The sequence below is a fragment of the Moritella sp. 28 genome (assembly GCF_018219435.1).
Taxonomy (GTDB): domain Bacteria; phylum Pseudomonadota; class Gammaproteobacteria; order Enterobacterales; family Moritellaceae; genus Moritella.
In genome coordinates, this window is record NZ_CP056121.1 from 488,830 (window position 1) to 505,836 (window position 17,007).

The window sequence follows — 17,007 nt, forward strand, 5'->3', positions numbered from 1 at the left end:
TTAGATTCAAATACAAGCATTTTCTGTGCCACTAAATTAATTATTTTCAATGGTCGTGATGTTGATGACTATCAGCAGGTTGCACCGTATACTAACGGCTGTTTATGCACTTTTAAATGGATGTCACATGCAGTATTTGCCAATTTTTATGGATGTAAATAATAAAAACGTGCTGGTTGTTGGCGGCGGAGAAGTCGCAAGTCGAAAAGTTGACTTGTTGTTGAGTGCCGGTGCCAAGGTAACTGTGTTATCCCCACGTTTAAACGATACGCTGCAACGCTATCGTGATAATGCCAAAATAACAGTGATTATTGACGGCTATAACTGCAACTATCTCCTTGATTATGTGATGGTATGGGTAACAACGGATGATACTTTGCTTAATAAACAAGTATGGCAAGATTGTTGTGAACGTAACTTATTAGTCAATGTGGCTGATCAACCTGAACTGTGTGAATTCATTACCCCTTCGATTATCGACCGCTCGCCATTACAAATTGCCATCTCAAGTGGTGGGACTTCGCCTGTACTGATCCGCTATTTACGTGAGAAACTTGAAGCCTTATTACCTGAAACTCTGGGTCAACTGGGTACATTTGCCGGAGAGCAACGTGAGCGGGTCAAGCAACAGTTTAGTAGCGTGACAGAAAGACGTCGTTTTTGGGAACGTTTTTTCAGCTCTAAAGCCGTGACACTAGCCACTGATACCGTGCAACTACAACAAGAGTTTGATTTACAATTAAACACGCCAAATACCGACGTTGACGGTGATATTTATTTAATCCAACTGCCTGACGAAACGGACTTATTACGTTTAAGAGCCTTGCGTTTAATGCAGCAAGCGGATGTTATTTTATACGACGAGGACAGTGATGACCATATTGCTGACTTTGTTGAACTATGCCGTCGAGATGCCGAACGCTATCCTGTACTGAGTGATGATTTTGTTGTGCAAGCGCAAGTGCGTAAGCAGCAAGGTGAGCGTGTTTGTTTGTTAATTAATAATAATACACAGTTTGATTTATTAACCACAGAGCTCAACGCGGTTAGTGTTATCGCTTAATTATTTGTAGGACTGATTTTAAGATGTATTCAGGTTTTCTCATTGTTATCATACCCTTGGTACTGGGCTATCTTGTCGAATTAAAACAAGCTAAACATATTCATTGGATTAATGTTTGCACCAATAAAATGATCTACGTGATCTTGTTTTTGATGGGAATTAGCTTATCGCATCTGGATAATTTTTCGCAAAATATCCAGAATATCGGATTATACAGTTTTACGGTGCTCAGTTGTGTGTCAATCGCGAACTTAATGGCATTGTGGGGACTGGATAAACGTTTAACGAAAACGATAGCGGGAGAAGGGGAGTCATTAAGTAAATGGCATCTTATTTTAGAATCACTACAGTTAATTTGTGTTATTGCTGCTGGTTTTATATTGGGTTTATTTGTTTCTTCAGAACTGATTGAGATTGATGCAATCAGTGAAGGCGCATTGGTATTGCTGTTACTGTTTATCGGTTGTCAATTACGTAATAGTGGAATGCAATTACGCGAAATTTTACTTAATACTTGGGGTATCAAAATTGCGGTAGTGATGATACTGAGTTCTTGGGTTGGTGGGTTGGCTGCAGCCTTGTTACTCGAGATACCGTTAACGAATGGTTTGGCCTTGGCATCGGGTTTCGGTTGGTATTCGTTATCGGGTATTTTGATTACAGATGGCTTATCGCCAGTATTTGGTGGTGCGGCGTTTATTATTGATTTAGGCCGTGAGCTGGTGGCTATTTTAATCATTCCATCATTGATTCGTTTATACCCATCCACTGCAATTGGTTATGCGGGGGCGACGGCAATGGACTTTACCTTGCCAATGATCCAAAAATCAGGTGGAAATGGTTATGTACCGCTTGCCATTGTTAGTGGTTTTATTTTAAGCCTGTCATCACCGCTATTTATTAGCGTGTTTTTGGCGCTTTAATCACGGACATTTAGGCTAATAAGCCCAGATAAACAAAAGGGAGATGCTGTTAGTCAGCGTCTCCCTTTTTGTATTTAATCACTGAACAAATTAATTTTTGAATTAGCTAATTTTACCTTCAACTAATAGCTGACGAATTAATGGCGCACAGATAAGCTCCATCGCCAGTGCCATTTTTCCGCCAGGTACAACCAAGGTATTGATACCAGAAATAAACGAGCCATCGATCATGGTTAGCAAATAAGGGAAATCGACATTCTTTACGCTTTGGAAACGGATCACCACCAAACTTTCATCCAAGGTTGGGATCGTTGTCGCACTAAATGGGTTTGAGGTATCGACTAACGGCACACGCTGAAAGTTAATGTGGGTGCGTGAAAACTGTGGAGTAATAAAGTTAATGTAATCGTCCATTGAGCGCACGATAGAATCTGTTACCGCTTCACGAGAGTGACCACGATCTTCAGTGTCTCGGACTAATTTTTGGATCCACTCCAAGTTGACGATTGGCACCATGCCGATCAACAGGTCAACATGTTTAGCTACGTCATTGTTTTTGGTTGCTACCCCGCCGTGTAGACCTTCATAGAATAAAAGATCAGTCCCCGTTTCGATATCTTGCCAAGGGGTAAATGTACCCGGCATTAAGTTATACGGCACGGCTTCGTCAAACGAGTGCAGGTAACGACGGTATTTACCGCTGCCCTCACGCCCATAGTCTTGAAAAAAGCTTTCCAGTAACTCAAAATCATTGGCCTCAGGGCCAAAATAGCTGATATGCCGACCTTGTTCACGGGCTTTGCGGATTGCCACATCCATTTCGGGACGGGTATAACGATGAAAACTGTCGCCTTCGATAAAAGACGCTTTGATGTTTTCTTGCTGGAACATGTGTGCAAAGGCCAAGCTAGTGGTAGATGTACCAGCGCCTGATGAACCTGTCACAGCAATGATAGGATGTTTTGCTGACATTTGATCGACCAACTAGTTGAATTTAAGGAAATAGAGCTATGTTATACGAGGTTAATGCTTTCAGATCAAGTATAAAATTTGCACGATTATTGTGGATTTTTAAGAACTTCGCTCTTGGCTAGGATGTTCACGCTATCATGTAATTCAGAGTAAACGATGACCACATCACCGCTTTCAAGTTGTTTGGTTACTTGACATACTTTTTCTGACATTGACATCTCGAGAGGGCCATAATCAGTACCTTCTCGTAGTACGAAATGTTCGATTAATGTATTTAGCGTATTCTTATCTATTTGTTGATATGGAATAATCATAATTGAGCTCTACGTTGTATCTACCAATAATTCGCCTAATATTAACATATTTATTCTAATTGTTTGCTAAATACAGTCATCTTAAATACAATGATTCTCATTTAGATTTTTCTATTTATAATTCTCTAACTCTTACTTCATATTTAGTCGTAGTGGAATAACATGAACTATTCAGCAATTTGGTCAATTGGGTTACTTGCAGGTACATTAATGATGCCTGCTCAGGCCGCACCCGCAACGAGCGAGCTTGATAATATTATTGATAGCAAGCAGCAATCACAGGCGCAAGCACAACGTACTCAGGAGAATATTGCTGATCTCGATGACAAAACCAGTGAAACAGTCAGTGAATACCGCGCTTTGTTACGTGAAAATGCAGTATTGACCGCTTATACAGCACAGTTAGACAAGCAGGTCTCGCAACAGCAGCAATTATTAATCGGTTTAGAAAAGAACATGGCGAATGTCCGTGAAACGCGGATGGAACTGACCCCGTTAATGCAAGAAATGGTGCAAGTACTGGCCCTGTTTGTCGAACAAGATATCCCTTTCTTATGGCAAGAACGTCAATTACGTTTAGCTGAACTCAATCGTTTATTAAATAACCCTAATATCAGTGTTGCGGATAAATATCGCCGAATACTCGAAGCTTACCAAATCGAAACTGAATATGGCGACACCATCGAAACATGGCAAGCACAATTGCCATTAAGCGATGCGGACAAAACCGTACAGCTTATCCGCGTTGGTCGGGTGGCTTTATATTACCTGACGCCAGATCATAACAATGCAGGCTATTGGGATAACAGCAGCCGTACTTGGTTAACATTACCAGCCAGCTGGTTAGCCAGAGTTAAGCAAGCTTATGACGTCGCTGATAACAAAACCGTACCGACGTTATTAGCACTGCCTTTATTAGAAACATCTTTATTAAAGGCGCACACGGTTCCAGTGACGCAACAGCAGGAGGCGCTATAATGACTATAACTATCTCTCTACTTAGGGTTGTGCTTAGTACTCTGTCTACACGTTGTAACGCCGTTATTATTGCCACTAGTTTGTTGATGTTCAACGTCAACGCCACACCACTGGATGACCTGCTAAAGCAAGTTCAGCAAAGTAATGTGGCAGAAACCAAAATAGATAATGAAGCGTTAACGCGTTTTAAAAGTAATTTAGCGACGCAAAAAGCCAATTTAGCGAAACAAGCTAAGCGTAACCAAGCGTTACAACAAAAAATGACTCAGTTACAAAATACGATTGCTGGCAATAACAAACTGATTTTAGCCAAACAAAAATTGGCCAATAGTGAAAAGTCTGATCTGGATAAAGTGTTCAGTGAATTCCGCCGTGCCAGTCAGGACCTACGTGGTCAATTAAATAAAAGTCCATTAAGTGCAACACTGCCAGGACGTGCAACACAACTGTCTCCGTACAGTGAAGCAAACTACGAACCGGATCTGGTTGCTATTAAACACTTATGGTTATTGTTTACCGAACAAATGGTCGCGAGCAGTAAAGTGACGACTGCGGATATGTTAGTGACTATGGCCGATGGTAGTAAAAAAACCTTAGCTGTTACGCAAATCGCAGGTTTCACCGCGTTTACAGCACAGGGTCCATTGTTATACCAAGCTGGCAGTGAAAGTTATCAATTATTAACGCCAACCACAACGGATATGGCGGCACGTATTGCTGCATTTTCACAACCGTCTGAAGGTTTTGTTAGTACGCTGATTGATCCATCCGATGGTGCATTATTAGCACGTGCAGCACAGACTAGCGCGTGGTGGCAGATATTCTCTGACGCGGGTGTTGTCGGTGGCATTATTGTCGCTGTGGGTATTATCGGTATGATAATCGGTTTATTCCGACTGTTGGTTCTGACGCGCGAAGCGAAGAAAATAGAATTACAAAAACAACAATTAGATAAACTGACGAATAACTCACTCGGCCGTATCATCGGTGTTGCCGAGCGTCACGAACACAGTAATACTGATGAATTAGCGCGTTTTCTTGATGAAGCGATTTTGGCTGAATTACCTGAATGTCGTAAAGGATTAGGATCGATCGCTGTACTGGCGACTATCGCACCACTGCTCGGGTTATTAGGTACTGTGGCGGGGATGATTGAAACATTTCAAGCCATTACCGCTTATGGCAACAGCGATCCACAAGTGCTATCAAGTGGTATTTCTCAAGCTTTGTTAACCACTAAGTTTGGTTTGATTGCCGCTGTACCACTGATGTTATTACACAGTTTATTAATGAGTAAAAGTGACAGTATCTTACATGTGATAGAACATCAAAGTGCAGGTTTATTAGCGCAACGTCAACAGCGTCTCAGCTTATATGCCAATGAAGCAGAGCCTCGAGTAATGACTCATCAGCAGCAAGCGATAGGTAACGTGTAAGTATGTCTGGGTTTATGGATTTTCTTAGCAATGCATCGGTGATCTTTTGGGTTATTATGTTGTTGTCTGTGGTGATGTGGTGGACGATTGCCCGCTGCTATTTACAGTATGGATTGCAATATCCTGCATTGTCTCAACACTACCAAGGTGAATGGGTGCAATGGCAAGGCCAATCTCATTTACTGGCAGTCGCGGTGCGCGATGGTTTTATTTCTGAATTACAAAGTCGGCTCACTCGTAAGCTTATTTTTATTAAAACCTTAACCGGGGTTTTACCCTTATTAGGGTTACTGGGCACAGTCGATGGCATGATTGATAATTTTGCCGTGTTGTCTGACAGTCTCGGTGTATCGGAGTTATTTAACAGTGGGATTGCCCAAGCATTATTAACTACGTTAGCGGGGCTGGTCACGGGGTTATCTGGTTTGTTTTTTTGTCACAGTTTGAACAAACGGGCGAATTTATTGACCTTAGATCTGGCCCAAAAATTAGTTGTTAAAGGGATATAAATGAGAACGCGATTTAGCCGAAATAATAGTGACACGCTCACTGTCGATTTAACACCTATGATTGATATGGTGTTTATTTTACTTATCTTTTTTTTAGTGACTGCATCGTTTAATAAAATGAATGCGATTGATATTCAACGTCCCGATGGCGCGACGAATGATCTGCAAGGGTCTGTGAGTTTAGTTGTGTCTATCGATGCTGAAAATGGCGTTTGGATTGAAGGCGAACCCGTTGATATCCGCAAATTGCGTAGCCGAGTAAAGACCTTGAGTAGTGGTGATCATACTTCAGTGATGTTGAATGCCGATCGCACGGTTGATACCGGTCGTTTAATTGAAGTATTAGATCAAATTAGATTAGCTGGGGTGGACAATGTTGCAGTTGCAACAGCGGGGCAGTAAACGCTTTCGTTTAATCGCGCTTGTACTGGCAGTACTGGTTAATATTAGTTTAGCGGCATTAATTTATTCTCTCACTATTGGCGGGAATAAAGCGCCAGTGAACGATCCGATCACGATTAACTTTCGTCAGTTCACTGATTCGAATGTGGAAGAGCAGGATATTACTCCTGAGTTAGAGGTGATCCCAGAGCCGAAACCACAGCAAGATATGGTCGCACTGCCACAATCGATACAGCCGAGTTTCGATGTGCAGAACATTAATTTAAACAGTAATATAACCTTACCAGCGTTAGCGGTGCCGACTTTTGATGTCTCACCACAATTTGTTGATGTCACGAGTTATATTCAACCCCAAGCCGAGGTCACGCCCATTGTAGTGGCGACTGCAGTACAAGCGACTACTGGTAAACCTGAAATTGGTTTTGCAAAAATATTACGTAAAACTGAACCGCAATATCCGTATAAAGCCAAACGCCTCAGGATTGAAGGGTATGTGGTGTTACATATCTTGATTAATGATGATGGTCGTGCAGAAGAGATTAAGGTTATCGAAGAAAAACCACGTGGTTACTTTGCTAAAACATCGCGTAAATCGGTGCGTCGTTGGGAGTTTGAAAAAGCCCCTATCGGTACTAAGGTGTGGAAAAAATGGAGAATGGGTTTTGAACTTAATTAGAGTGAAACAGCATTGTTCAGCCTTGCTATCTGGTACTTCGTTATGCTTGATGTTTTTATTGTTATTGCTTTCAATGACTAACGCAAACGCGAAGCAAGTCCCCGCGTCGGTATATAGTCGTTATATTAGCTTAACAACAGCCTTTACTAAAATGTCTGCACAAGACGATAAGCAAAGTAAAGCCAAGGTTCAATCTAACAATATTTTGATTAAAGATATCACTGATTTTTACCAGCAGCAGCGTGAACACTCGATAGAACGTCAATTACTGGCCAGTAATTTACAGCTGCAAGTTCTGTTCATGCAGGAAGATTATCAGCAAGGCTACCAGGTGGTGAATCAGTTATTAGGTTTATCGCTCGAACTTGAGCAACAACTGACATTCCAACAACTGGCTGCGCAGTTAGCCGCATCATTAGCAGCAGACGCTGTTACGACGAAAGGACGAGCAACTAAGTCGTGGAGCGTGGTCGCAAAGCACCTTAATGCTTGGTTTATGCTGGTGGACAAACTTGATGACAAACAACGCGCCAAATATAAAATTACTACAACCAAACAAGCCAGTAATGCCGCATTATTAGCGCAAGCCTATTATTTACAAGACAAGCTAACAGCCGCCCTTACGCCATCAAAACGTGCTTATCAATTAGTACCCAAAAATGAATCTTACCTGCAATTGTTATTAGCTTTGTTACAGCGTTTAGATCAGGACAAACAGCTTAATAAGTACCTTAAAATTGCGGTCGTGGACTTCCCTAATGCAAAAGATTATTGGGAACGATTAGCGTATAGCTACCTGACTTTAGAGCAGAATAAATCCGCGTTATCGACATTGGCGATCACCCGTAATAGAGGTTTTCTCACCGCTCAAGGTTATCGCATATTAGCTTCGCTATATCTACAGCAACAACAGCCTCGATTGGCCGCAGCTGTGTATTTAGAAGGATCTGAAAATAAATTATTGCAGCAAGATAGCGCTTATTTTAAAGGCTTGAGTAATGCGTGGTTAATGGCGCGTGAACGCAGCATGGCACTTATTGTTTTAGCACAGGCTGCTGACGCAGGTATTAAGTTAGCCAAACATGACCAACAGCAAGCGCAGTTATTGTATTTAGAAGCACGTTGGTCAGAAGCGGAATTAGCGTATGCAGCTTTGCTGGTTCATGGTGTTAAGGGCGATGATAAAAAGACCTTACTCATGGCTGACAAATGGCGTTTTTTATTAGCCGTCAGTCAGATTGAACAAGGTAAAAAAGCACAAGCGAAAGATAATTTACAGCTATTACAGACCAAGCAATATCAAGGTTACAGTAAAGGCTGGTTAGCACAGTTGTAAATCATAATTTCATATTTAGTGATGATGAAGTAGTTGCATATGCTGGGTATGTCGACCTTTGTAGATTGTTTATCTGATAAAGCCTAGAGCAGTATGATTAAATACCTTCTATAGTTAAATGATTAAAATATATAGAAGGCAACCGTAATGAAACTATCTAATATAGTACAGCGTGGTTGGGATGCCGTTGACGCAGGTGATTTTGATACCTTAGTCGCTGATTACACGGATGATATTACATTCATAATGCCGGGACAGGAGAATATTGTGAGAGGGCTGACGACGTTTCGTACTGTGCTAGACCAGCTGGGAGGCTTACTTCCACCTGGTTTCGAGATCACAGAACTTCGTCAGATTGAAGGAAAAAATGAAGTTGTCTCAATCGTTGAGTGGAAATCAAATAAGATAGAATTCTCTGCATTATCCGTCTTATTCAGATTTGAAGGCGACAAAATTTATGAAGAAAGGTGGTTCGTCGATACCGAACAATGGAAACGCCTATTTTGAACCATTGAGAGACATTATAATTTAAAGCGGGGCTTGTTATCATAGGATTAGTTCCGCTGTACATTCTTGCTATAACTTTTTTATTTAGGTATCACGTGTAACTTTATCGTGCAAATAGACATACATTAAATTACGATTTGATTCGATGTACACGTACCGTTACTTCATAAATAAAGAGTTAATAACTATGGCTTTAGCACCGATTAAAACAGCCGTTATCGGCTATGGGTTTTCTGCAAAAACTTTCCATATCCCCTTTATTACTAGCTTGCCTGACTTTGAGTTAGTTGCGATTAGCAGTAGCCAGCGTGATGCGGTTGTTACTGATTTTCCTACCGTAGCTCATTATACGACAGCCGATGATCTTCTTACGAACTCTGATGCCGAACTTGTTATTATTACTGCGCCGAATGATGTGCATTTTTGTTTAGCAAAACAGGCCTTAGAAAATAACAAACATGTTGTTCTCGAAAAACCCTTTGTCACCAATATTGCTGATGGTGAAGCATTAATCAAATTATCCGTCGAGAAAGGGCTTGTTCTGAGTGTTTATCATAATCGTCGTTGGGATGGTGATTTCCTTACCGTTAAAAAATTAATTGAAGACGATCGTATTGGGGAACTGAAGAGTTTTGAATCTCATTTTGACCGTTTCCGGCCTGCAGTACGTCAACGCTGGCGCGAACAAGCAGCTAATGGTGGCGGTATTTTATTTGATTTAGGCCCACATCTGCTTGATCAAGCGTTGGCATTGTTTGGTGTGCCAGATGCGATCACCGCTCAATGTTTAATAATGCGAGAGGGTTCAACGAACGTAGATTATTTTAATCTTGTACTGCATTACCCTAATCAAGTGACAACCCTGCATGCAGATCTATTCAGTGCTGGTCCAAATAAACGTTTCAGCGTTAAGGGGTCGAAAGGTAGTTATGAAAAATATGGATTAGATCCACAAGAAGCGCGTTTAGTTGCGGGTGTATTACCTGTCGATGCATGCTGGGCTGATGAAACCGCTGAACAATACGGTTGTCTATATAGCGCTGATGATGCTGAGATAATAACAACGGAGCGTGGTTGTTATCAGCAGTATTTTCTTACAATGGCTAATGCGATTCGATTAAAGACCAAACCACCGGTAACAGCAGAAGAAGCGTTGTTGAATATTAAATTAATTGAACTAGCTATGGAAAGTAGCCGCTTAGGTAAGACTTTATCAGTGACGTTGTAATGACAGTAGAGGCAGGTATAACATCTGCCTCTACTTACTACATAGGTTAAGCGTGTTCGCTTTCTTCAATCATCTCTTCAAGCTGTTCGTTCAAGTCCATCCAAGTGGTCTCAGCGTCTTCAATCGCCACAACAAATTTCGCTTGCTCGCCTAATGCGGTTTTTAGCTTGGCTTTGTTTTGATCTTCATAAATACTGGTTTCACTGAGTTGTGCTTCAACGGCAGTCAACTTGTCGCCTAAGGTTTCTAGCTGTTTGTCTAGTTTTTCGATTTGCTTGCGTACTGGCTGTGTCAACTTACGCAGTTCAGCGGCTTTACGCTTTTGATCTTTCTTTGCTTGTGCACTGTTGACGCCTGTATTCACTACTTGTGTAGCTTGTTTCTCAACTTTTTGTTGTTCGCTTAACCAGCGATGGTAATCATCGAGATCACCATCAAAGGGTAATACCTGCTTATCGTGTACCAAATACAGTTCATCGGTCGTAGAGCGTAATAAGTGACGATCATGCGATACTACAACCATTGCGCCTTCGAAGCCTTGCAGGGCGACTGACAGCGCGTGACGCATTTCTAAATCCAAGTGGTTGGTTGGTTCATCAAGCAGCAATAGATTTGGTTTTTGCCATACGATCAGCGCTAATACTAACCGTGCTTTTTCACCACCCGAGAATGGGCGCACAATATCTAACGCTTTTTCACCGATGAAACCAAAACCACCTAAGTATTTACGTAGCTCTAATTCTGTTTTGTCTGGTGCTAGACGAACCATGTGTTGCAGTGGCGTATCGTCTAAGCGTAAAAATTCTAATTGGTGCTGGGCAAAGTAACCTACTTTTGAATTAGGGTTAACTTCGAGTGTGCCTCTAATCGGCTCCATTTCAGCAGACAATAATTTAATCAGTGTTGATTTACCCGCGCCGTTACGACCGAGTAGACCAATACGACTGCCCGGGACGAGATTCAATTTAATGTTATCTAGAATTAAGGTTTCGCCATAACCTGCACATACGTCTTCCATTGTTAACAACGGTAGTGGCAGGGCCTCGGGCTTTAAGAAACTAAAGCTAAACTGTGAATCGGCATTGGCCGCAGAAATAAGCTCCATACGCTCCATCGCTTTAATACGACTCTGTGCTTGTTTAGCTTTTGATGCTTTGTAGCGGAAACGATCGATATAGCTTTGCATGTGAGCAACTTCACGCTGTTGCTTTTCAAACATAGATTGCTGTTGTGATAGTTTCTCGGCACGTTGTTTTTCGAACGAGGTGTAATCACCTGTGTATTCGTTTAGTTTTTGGTCTTCAACGTGAATGATCTTAGTAATAATGGCATCGAGGAAATCACGATCATGTGAGATCAGCATTAATGTACCATCGTACTGTTTTAACCATTTTTCTAACCAAATAACCGCATCTAAATCCAAGTGGTTGGTTGGCTCATCAAGTAGCAATAAGTCAGAACGACATAGCAGTGCCTGTGCTAAGTTTAAACGCATACGCCAACCACCCGAGAAACTCTGTACTGGTAGTTGTTGTTTGTCTTCTGTAAACCCTAAACCCGATAACAGTTCAGAGCAACGGGCGTTAATGCTGTAAGCACCAATCGCATCTAGCTTGCCGTGGAACTCTGCAATTTTATTACCGTTATCCGCTGCTTCAGCTTGTGCAAGACCAGCTTCTAATTGACGGAATTCAGTGTCGCCATCCAGCACATAATCATGGGCACTACGATCAAGCGCGGGCGTTTCCTGTTTCACACTCGAGACTTGCCAGCTGCTTGGATAGGTTAGGCTACCGTTATCCAAACTAATTTCATGGCGAATAAGGGCGAATAGGCTGGATTTACCACAACCATTCTTACCGACTAAACCAACCTTTTGACCTGGATTGATTTTGGCACTGGTATTCGTAATAAGCGGCTTGCCGCCACGCAGAAGTTCAATATCGCTAGCTATGATCATATGAGGGCTATTAGTAACTATAATTGCGGCAATTTTAGCGGATTTATGCGCAGTTTAAAATGTTAAACTTTGAAATTTGTACTAAGAATAAAGTACACTTATAGTTAAACGGTGGTAATAGACCAATTATCAGCAAGGATACGCTGATGATTTAAGTTAACTTACATCGTAAATGACTGGGAGGTTGCAGTGGTTGAACGGAAGAAAAAACGCTTTGTCGCCGGCGCTAAATGCCCGACGTGCAATGAAATAGATGTGATCCAGCTATTTCAAGTTAATGGGGTAGAAACAATTGAATGTGTCAGTTGTGGCTATACCCAAGCGCAAGCCGATGGAGAGGTGAGTACCGCCACCCGCGATTTTGAACAAATGATTGGTGTTTTTAAGCAATAGCCTTGTTTAAAGACAACCATATATAGTTAATCAGGAATGAAGAGAATAGATATGTTTATTGAAGCAAACTCAGTAGTAGTACTACACTTCGCAGTAACAGACGATAAAGGCGAGCTTATCGATGATACGCGTGATTCACAACCACTGGAATTCTTAATGGGTTCTGGTTACCTTGTTCCTGGTCTTGAAGCTGAATTAGAAGGCCTAGCAGTAGGTAACGAATTTGACGTAACTATCCAGCCAGAACAAGGCTACGGCATCTATGATCCAGAACTTGTTCAAGAAGTACCTGCTGAGTTATTCGAGGGTGTTGAAGGCGTTGAACCGGGTATGGCATTCAGTGCTGACACTGATGCTGGTCACCGTACTGTTATCGTAACGGCTGTTGAAGACGACATTATCGTTGTTGATGCTAACCACCCATTTGCGGGTCGTACACTGCAATTTAACGGTGAAGTTATCGGTATTCGTGAAGCAACTGAAGAAGAACTAGAGCATGGTCATATTCATGGCGCTGGCGGCTGTGGTCATGACCACGGACACGACCATGATCATGAAGGCGGCTGTTGTGGTTCTGAAGAACCAAAAGAAGAGAAAAAAGACGGTTGCTGCGGCGGTCACTAGTCGTTAGTGGTCTTGGGGGTCGGTTATTGATTATCGATGACCCATAATAACAATTAAATTTCGGTTTAATTAAAAGCAAAATGCCAGTTACTGTGACTGGCATTTTATTATTTATAATAAATAATCTGCTATTTTTGCTCTCAGCAACCACAGCCATTCACGTATCAATAATGCGGTGGTGGTGTCTCATCTGCTTCGCTTGCTAATCCACTGCCCACTTGCATTGTTTTTATACGACTAATTAAAAAAGTCAGCTGTACTTTTTGATCTTCAAGTATTTTTTGCTGATCAATAATGGCATTATTTAATTGTTCGATAGTGTCGTCTTGAAAACTTAGTTTCATCTCTAAGTCACAAACACGTTCTTCTAATTGCTGAATTTCCATGTTTTTCCGCTATGGCTGTAATTTTATGAACTAAGTTTAACATGTAATGTCGATTTATTTGAGCTGAAATACTAGGCTAGATAGGATGTAAAATTAAGTAAAGTTGGATGATTTATCATTTTTTACATTTATAGTTGTTAATATCTTGTATGGAAGCATCAAATAGTTATGATAATACTAAGTAGTTATTAGGTATAAGTAACTTAGAACGTAGTTGTGGAATTACACTGCATTATTTTAATTAGGTATTTCGATGAAAAAATTTTTTAAAGTAACGGTACTCGCTTCAGCAGTATCTCTGTTAGCGGCATGTGGTCAAGAAGCACAAGAAGCTCCAGCAGAAAAAGTAACAGACATTAAAGCATACACTGAAGATCAACAAGCGGCTTATGCAATCGGTTCAATCGTTGCACGTAACTTGGTAGCACCCCTTAAGCGTCAAGAAGAGCTAGGTGCACCATTAGATAAGGAAATCATCGTTCAAGGTATTACTGATGCGTTAAACGAATCCACGCAGTTATCTGATGAAGAATTACAGACTGTATTAAAAGCGTATGACGAGAAAATGAATACGCTATCAACTGAAGCTGCACGTATAGAAAGCGAAAAAGCAGAAGTGGATGCAAAAAACTTCTTTGCTGAAAATGGCAAAAAAGAAGGTATCACCACGACTGAATCTGGTCTTCAATATGAAGTGCTAGCAGCGGGTACAGGCAAGAAAGCAACACCAAATGATACGGTAACAGTGCATTACACTGGCTCATTATTAAATGGTAACGTTTTTGATAGCTCTGTTGAACGTGGCGAACCAGCAACATTTGCACTTAATCGTGTGATCCCTGGTTGGACTGAAGGTGTAGCGCTAATGAACGTGGGTAGTAAGTATAAATTATACATCCCATCTGAATTAGGTTATGGCGCACAAGGTGCGGGTGCTGACATTCCACCAAATTCAACATTAGTATTTGAAGTTGAATTATTAGAAATTGCTGGTCAAGATAAGCAATAAAACTAATATTAACAATGCAGTTTTCTATTTTTAGGTTGCTGCTGTTAAATAAAAACCCATTCATATCTGACGATGTGAATGGGTTTTTTATTGGCTGGAGTTAAATCAAATGAACAGAACTTATTCTGCGTCGACAACTTCGCGGTGATAAGTCGCTAGGGTAAACAGCAATTTATCTTCTAACTCAAAGCGTTGTTCTAATAGCTCTCCGATTTTTGACATATCTTCATCTAAAGATAGGAGGAGAGTGTCGTCATCTTGATTTGCTTCGGCGTATTTATCATTGAATTCAAGTAATGCTTCTGTGGTTAACACTATCTTAGGTTGTATTTTTTGTGCGAGGGCAAGGCTTTTTACGCTGTATTCTGCACATTGAGATACGATTTGGTCATAAACTTCAAAATGACCCGTAGATAAATAATCAATTAATATTTGGCAAAAGGCTTGCAGTTCATCTTTGCTGGGTAATGTGGCGGTTTTTTCAAATGGGGGTAAGCCTTCGAGTTTGCAATAATCGACAATCAGTTCTTGTCGCTCTTCTAGCCAATGATCGATGGCGTTGTGCGTGCCGCCCCAAGCTTGTTGCGCTTGTTCTAATTTGGTTAACATATGACTTACTCCATGTACCCTTAAAAAAATAAGGTTTCCTATTACTAAATTTTTTACCGTAAAACGTCAACACTATTTTATCTGGTCAAACCTGATTAATTAGCACCACAGTAATAGATTTATCTACTAAAGGACGATTACTGATTTTAAACTGTTGTATGTCTAATCATAGCATATAAGCCTTTGTTATGACTGCTTTTTGGTTTTGTATCGAGAGCTTGTTAATTAATTGTGATTAAGGTCTCTGATTCTATTAGTACTAATTGCGTAAATTAATTGCGCTAATTGAAACATAGATGAGTAAGCCGTTATAGGCGATTTAAAGCTGTTGTTTTTTTCTTCGCTCAGTCAGTAATCTTGGCCTATTTTTTTATATTTTGGCGTTAATCCCCTGTTATGATCAACTTGTTGTTAAATTAACGGTGAAAATGGCGTCATATATTTTGTCAATTGTTGAATAATGTTACAATCACGCCATATTAGAGCCGCAATTCAGGAAAGGATATGAGCGAGTTAAAGAATGATCGTTATTTACGTGCGTTAGCCAAAGAATCGGTAGACCAAACACCAGTATGGATGATGCGCCAAGCAGGCCGTTATTTACCAGAATACAAAGCAACGCGTGCTGAAGCTGGTGACTTTATGTCGCTGTGTAAGAATGCAGAACTTGCTTGTGAAGTAACGTTACAACCATTACGCCGTTTTCCACTTGATGCGGCTATTCTGTTTTCAGATATCTTAACCATTCCTGATGCGATGGGTTTAGGTCTGTATTTCTCAGAAGGTGAAGGTCCTAAATTTGAGCGACCTATTACGTGTAAAGCTGATGTTGATAAGATCGGTATTCCAGATCCCGAAGGCGAATTACAATATGTAATGAACGCGGTGCGTACTATTCGTAAAAACCTTAATGGTTCAGTACCGTTAATTGGCTTTTCTGGTAGCCCGTGGACGTTAGCTACTTATATGGTTGAAGGTAGCGGTACTAAAACGTTCACTAAAATTAAGAAAATGGCATTTGCTGAACCACAAACGCTACACTTATTATTAGATAAGTTAGCGGATTCAGTGATCACTTACCTTAACGCACAAATTGCGGCGGGCGCACAGTCTGTGATGGTATTTGATACTTGGGGCGGCGTATTATCGCCACGAGATTACAAAGATTTCTCACTGCAGTACATGCACAAAATTGTTGATGGCTTAACGCGTTTTAACGATGGCCGTAAAGTGCCTGTTACGCTGTTCACTAAGAACGGTGGTCAATGGATCGAGCAGATCGTAGCAACAGGTTGTGATGCGATTGGTCTGGATTGGACAATTGATATTGCAGAAGCTAAAGCCCGTGTTGGTGATAAGGTTGCACTGCAAGGTAATATGGACCCTTCAATGCTTTATGCATCACCAGAACGTATTCGTGAAGAAGTAAGCACGATCTTATCTGGTTTTGGTACAGGCAATGGTCACGTGATGAACTTAGGTCACGGTATCCATTTAGATGTTGAACCTGAAAAAGCAGGTGTATTCATCGAAGCGGTTGGCGAATTGAGTAAGCAATACCACAAGTAAGCTACAATTTGTGTGAACTGGCGATTACTTGCATACGGTAATCGAAAACAAAAACGGCGTCTATTTACATAGACGCCGTTTTTTTATATTTTATTTTTAGCCTTAATAATCGT

Annotated in this window: 19 protein-coding genes; 14 read left to right on the top strand and 5 right to left on the bottom strand. The window is 41.0% G+C overall.

All coding sequences use genetic code 11. The features are described 5' to 3' along the window. Positions 1-127: 127 nt before the first annotated feature. Both HWV02_RS02265 and HWV02_RS02270 read left to right on the top strand, forming a co-directional pair. On the top strand, positions 128-1,063 hold the full coding sequence (locus tag HWV02_RS02265) for a bifunctional precorrin-2 dehydrogenase/sirohydrochlorin ferrochelatase (RefSeq protein WP_211673914.1): 936 nt from the start codon (positions 128-130) through the stop codon (positions 1,061-1,063). A gap of 23 nt (positions 1,064-1,086) precedes the next feature. Beyond that, positions 1,087-1,986: a lysine exporter LysO family protein gene (locus tag HWV02_RS02270; protein ID WP_211678299.1), complete on the top strand. Its 900-nt coding sequence runs from the start codon at positions 1,087-1,089 to the stop codon at positions 1,984-1,986. 102 nt (positions 1,987-2,088) lie between these two features. On the opposite strand, the gene HWV02_RS02275 is transcribed toward HWV02_RS02270, so the two are convergent. Both HWV02_RS02275 and HWV02_RS02280 read right to left on the bottom strand, forming a co-directional pair. After that, on the bottom strand, positions 2,089-2,958 hold the full coding sequence (locus HWV02_RS02275; protein ID WP_211673916.1) for a phosphoribulokinase: 870 nt from the start codon (positions 2,956-2,958) through the stop codon (positions 2,089-2,091). Between the two features lie 86 nt (positions 2,959-3,044). Next, on the bottom strand, positions 3,045-3,272 hold the full coding sequence (locus HWV02_RS02280; RefSeq protein WP_211673917.1) for a YheU family protein: 228 nt from the start codon (positions 3,270-3,272) through the stop codon (positions 3,045-3,047). 162 nt (positions 3,273-3,434) lie between these two features. Here HWV02_RS02280 and HWV02_RS02285 point away from each other — a divergent pair, with 162 nt between their 5' ends. From HWV02_RS02285 to HWV02_RS02320, 8 genes are all read left to right on the top strand, one after another. Further along, positions 3,435-4,250: a DUF3450 domain-containing protein gene (locus HWV02_RS02285; protein WP_211678300.1), complete on the top strand. Its 816-nt coding sequence runs from the start codon at positions 3,435-3,437 to the stop codon at positions 4,248-4,250. Next, positions 4,250-5,686: a MotA/TolQ/ExbB proton channel family protein gene (locus HWV02_RS02290; protein ID WP_211689599.1), complete on the top strand. Its 1,437-nt coding sequence runs from the start codon at positions 4,250-4,252 to the stop codon at positions 5,684-5,686. Before HWV02_RS02285 ends, HWV02_RS02290 begins: the two co-directional genes overlap by 1 nt. Before the next feature lie 2 nt (positions 5,687-5,688). After that, positions 5,689-6,195: a MotA/TolQ/ExbB proton channel family protein gene (locus HWV02_RS02295; protein ID WP_211678302.1), complete on the top strand. Its 507-nt coding sequence runs from the start codon at positions 5,689-5,691 to the stop codon at positions 6,193-6,195. Continuing rightward, positions 6,196-6,597: a biopolymer transporter ExbD gene (locus HWV02_RS02300; protein ID WP_211678303.1), complete on the top strand. Its 402-nt coding sequence runs from the start codon at positions 6,196-6,198 to the stop codon at positions 6,595-6,597. Continuing rightward, positions 6,569-7,273, top strand: a complete 705-nt coding sequence (locus HWV02_RS02305) for an energy transducer TonB (RefSeq protein ID WP_211678304.1) — start codon at positions 6,569-6,571, stop codon at positions 7,271-7,273. The genes HWV02_RS02300 and HWV02_RS02305 overlap by 29 nt, the downstream gene beginning before the upstream one ends. After that, on the top strand, positions 7,260-8,609 hold the full coding sequence (locus HWV02_RS02310) for a hypothetical protein (RefSeq protein WP_211689601.1): 1,350 nt from the start codon (positions 7,260-7,262) through the stop codon (positions 8,607-8,609). Before HWV02_RS02305 ends, HWV02_RS02310 begins: the two co-directional genes overlap by 14 nt. A 147-nt stretch (positions 8,610-8,756) precedes the next feature. Continuing rightward, positions 8,757-9,116, top strand: a complete 360-nt coding sequence (locus HWV02_RS02315) for a nuclear transport factor 2 family protein (RefSeq protein ID WP_211678306.1) — start codon at positions 8,757-8,759, stop codon at positions 9,114-9,116. 187 nt (positions 9,117-9,303) lie between these two features. Then, entirely contained in the window at positions 9,304-10,344 is a 1,041-nt protein-coding gene (locus HWV02_RS02320) for an oxidoreductase (protein WP_211689603.1), read from the top strand. Between the two features lie 46 nt (positions 10,345-10,390). Here HWV02_RS02320 and HWV02_RS02325 read toward each other — a convergent pair whose 3' ends face one another. After that, positions 10,391-12,304, bottom strand: a complete 1,914-nt coding sequence (locus HWV02_RS02325) for an ABC transporter ATP-binding protein (RefSeq protein WP_211678308.1) — start codon at positions 12,302-12,304, stop codon at positions 10,391-10,393. A gap of 189 nt (positions 12,305-12,493) precedes the next feature. Here HWV02_RS02325 and HWV02_RS02330 point away from each other — a divergent pair, with 189 nt between their 5' ends. Both HWV02_RS02330 and slyD read left to right on the top strand, forming a co-directional pair. Continuing rightward, positions 12,494-12,697: a YheV family putative zinc ribbon protein gene (locus tag HWV02_RS02330; RefSeq protein ID WP_045111893.1), complete on the top strand. Its 204-nt coding sequence runs from the start codon at positions 12,494-12,496 to the stop codon at positions 12,695-12,697. 51 nt (positions 12,698-12,748) lie between these two features. Further along, complete coding sequence (slyD, locus tag HWV02_RS02335; protein ID WP_211673927.1) at positions 12,749-13,321, top strand: peptidylprolyl isomerase; 573 nt, start codon at positions 12,749-12,751, stop codon at positions 13,319-13,321. Between the two features lie 164 nt (positions 13,322-13,485). Here slyD and HWV02_RS02340 read toward each other — a convergent pair whose 3' ends face one another. Then, on the bottom strand, positions 13,486-13,707 hold the full coding sequence (locus tag HWV02_RS02340; RefSeq protein WP_045111891.1) for a SlyX family protein: 222 nt from the start codon (positions 13,705-13,707) through the stop codon (positions 13,486-13,488). A gap of 253 nt (positions 13,708-13,960) precedes the next feature. On the opposite strand from HWV02_RS02340, the gene fkpA reads away from it, so the two are divergent. Then, complete coding sequence (gene fkpA / locus HWV02_RS02345; RefSeq protein WP_211689604.1) at positions 13,961-14,716, top strand: FKBP-type peptidyl-prolyl cis-trans isomerase; 756 nt, start codon at positions 13,961-13,963, stop codon at positions 14,714-14,716. A 120-nt stretch (positions 14,717-14,836) separates the two neighbouring features. On the opposite strand, the gene rsd is transcribed toward fkpA, so the two are convergent. Then, entirely contained in the window at positions 14,837-15,325 is a 489-nt protein-coding gene (rsd, locus tag HWV02_RS02350) for a sigma D regulator (protein ID WP_211678310.1), read from the bottom strand. Positions 15,326-15,829: 504 nt separating this feature from the next. On the opposite strand from rsd, the gene hemE reads away from it, so the two are divergent. After that, a complete protein-coding gene (hemE, locus tag HWV02_RS02355; protein WP_211673930.1) occupies positions 15,830-16,894 on the top strand; it encodes a uroporphyrinogen decarboxylase in 1,065 nt (354 codons plus the stop codon). Positions 16,895-17,007: the final 113 nt, after the last annotated feature.

Excerpts from the sequence above, each read along its gene's own strand:
- fkpA (WP_211689604.1), top strand. The coding sequence starts at position 13,961 with ATGAAAAAATTTTTTAAAGTAACGGTACTCGCTTCAGCAGTATCTCTG.
- HWV02_RS02290 (WP_211689599.1), top strand. The coding sequence starts at position 4,250 with ATGACTATAACTATCTCTCTACTTAGGGTTGTGCTTAGTACTCTGTCT.
- HWV02_RS02305 (WP_211678304.1), top strand. The coding sequence starts at position 6,569 with ATGTTGCAGTTGCAACAGCGGGGCAGTAAACGCTTTCGTTTAATCGCG.
- HWV02_RS02295 (WP_211678302.1), top strand. The coding sequence starts at position 5,689 with ATGTCTGGGTTTATGGATTTTCTTAGCAATGCATCGGTGATCTTTTGG.
- HWV02_RS02275 (WP_211673916.1), bottom strand. The coding sequence starts at position 2,958 with ATGTCAGCAAAACATCCTATCATTGCTGTGACAGGTTCATCAGGCGCT.
- rsd (WP_211678310.1), bottom strand. The coding sequence starts at position 15,325 with ATGTTAACCAAATTAGAACAAGCGCAACAAGCTTGGGGCGGCACGCAC.
- HWV02_RS02325 (WP_211678308.1), bottom strand. The coding sequence starts at position 12,304 with ATGATCATAGCTAGCGATATTGAACTTCTGCGTGGCGGCAAGCCGCTT.
- HWV02_RS02300 (WP_211678303.1), top strand. The coding sequence starts at position 6,196 with ATGAGAACGCGATTTAGCCGAAATAATAGTGACACGCTCACTGTCGAT.
- slyD (WP_211673927.1), top strand. The coding sequence starts at position 12,749 with ATGTTTATTGAAGCAAACTCAGTAGTAGTACTACACTTCGCAGTAACA.
- HWV02_RS02265 (WP_211673914.1), top strand. The coding sequence starts at position 128 with ATGCAGTATTTGCCAATTTTTATGGATGTAAATAATAAAAACGTGCTG.
- HWV02_RS02270 (WP_211678299.1), top strand. The coding sequence starts at position 1,087 with ATGTATTCAGGTTTTCTCATTGTTATCATACCCTTGGTACTGGGCTAT.
- HWV02_RS02285 (WP_211678300.1), top strand. The coding sequence starts at position 3,435 with ATGAACTATTCAGCAATTTGGTCAATTGGGTTACTTGCAGGTACATTA.
- HWV02_RS02280 (WP_211673917.1), bottom strand. The coding sequence starts at position 3,272 with ATGATTATTCCATATCAACAAATAGATAAGAATACGCTAAATACATTA.
- hemE (WP_211673930.1), top strand. The coding sequence starts at position 15,830 with ATGAGCGAGTTAAAGAATGATCGTTATTTACGTGCGTTAGCCAAAGAA.
- HWV02_RS02320 (WP_211689603.1), top strand. The coding sequence starts at position 9,304 with ATGGCTTTAGCACCGATTAAAACAGCCGTTATCGGCTATGGGTTTTCT.
- HWV02_RS02315 (WP_211678306.1), top strand. The coding sequence starts at position 8,757 with ATGAAACTATCTAATATAGTACAGCGTGGTTGGGATGCCGTTGACGCA.
- HWV02_RS02340 (WP_045111891.1), bottom strand. The coding sequence starts at position 13,707 with ATGGAAATTCAGCAATTAGAAGAACGTGTTTGTGACTTAGAGATGAAA.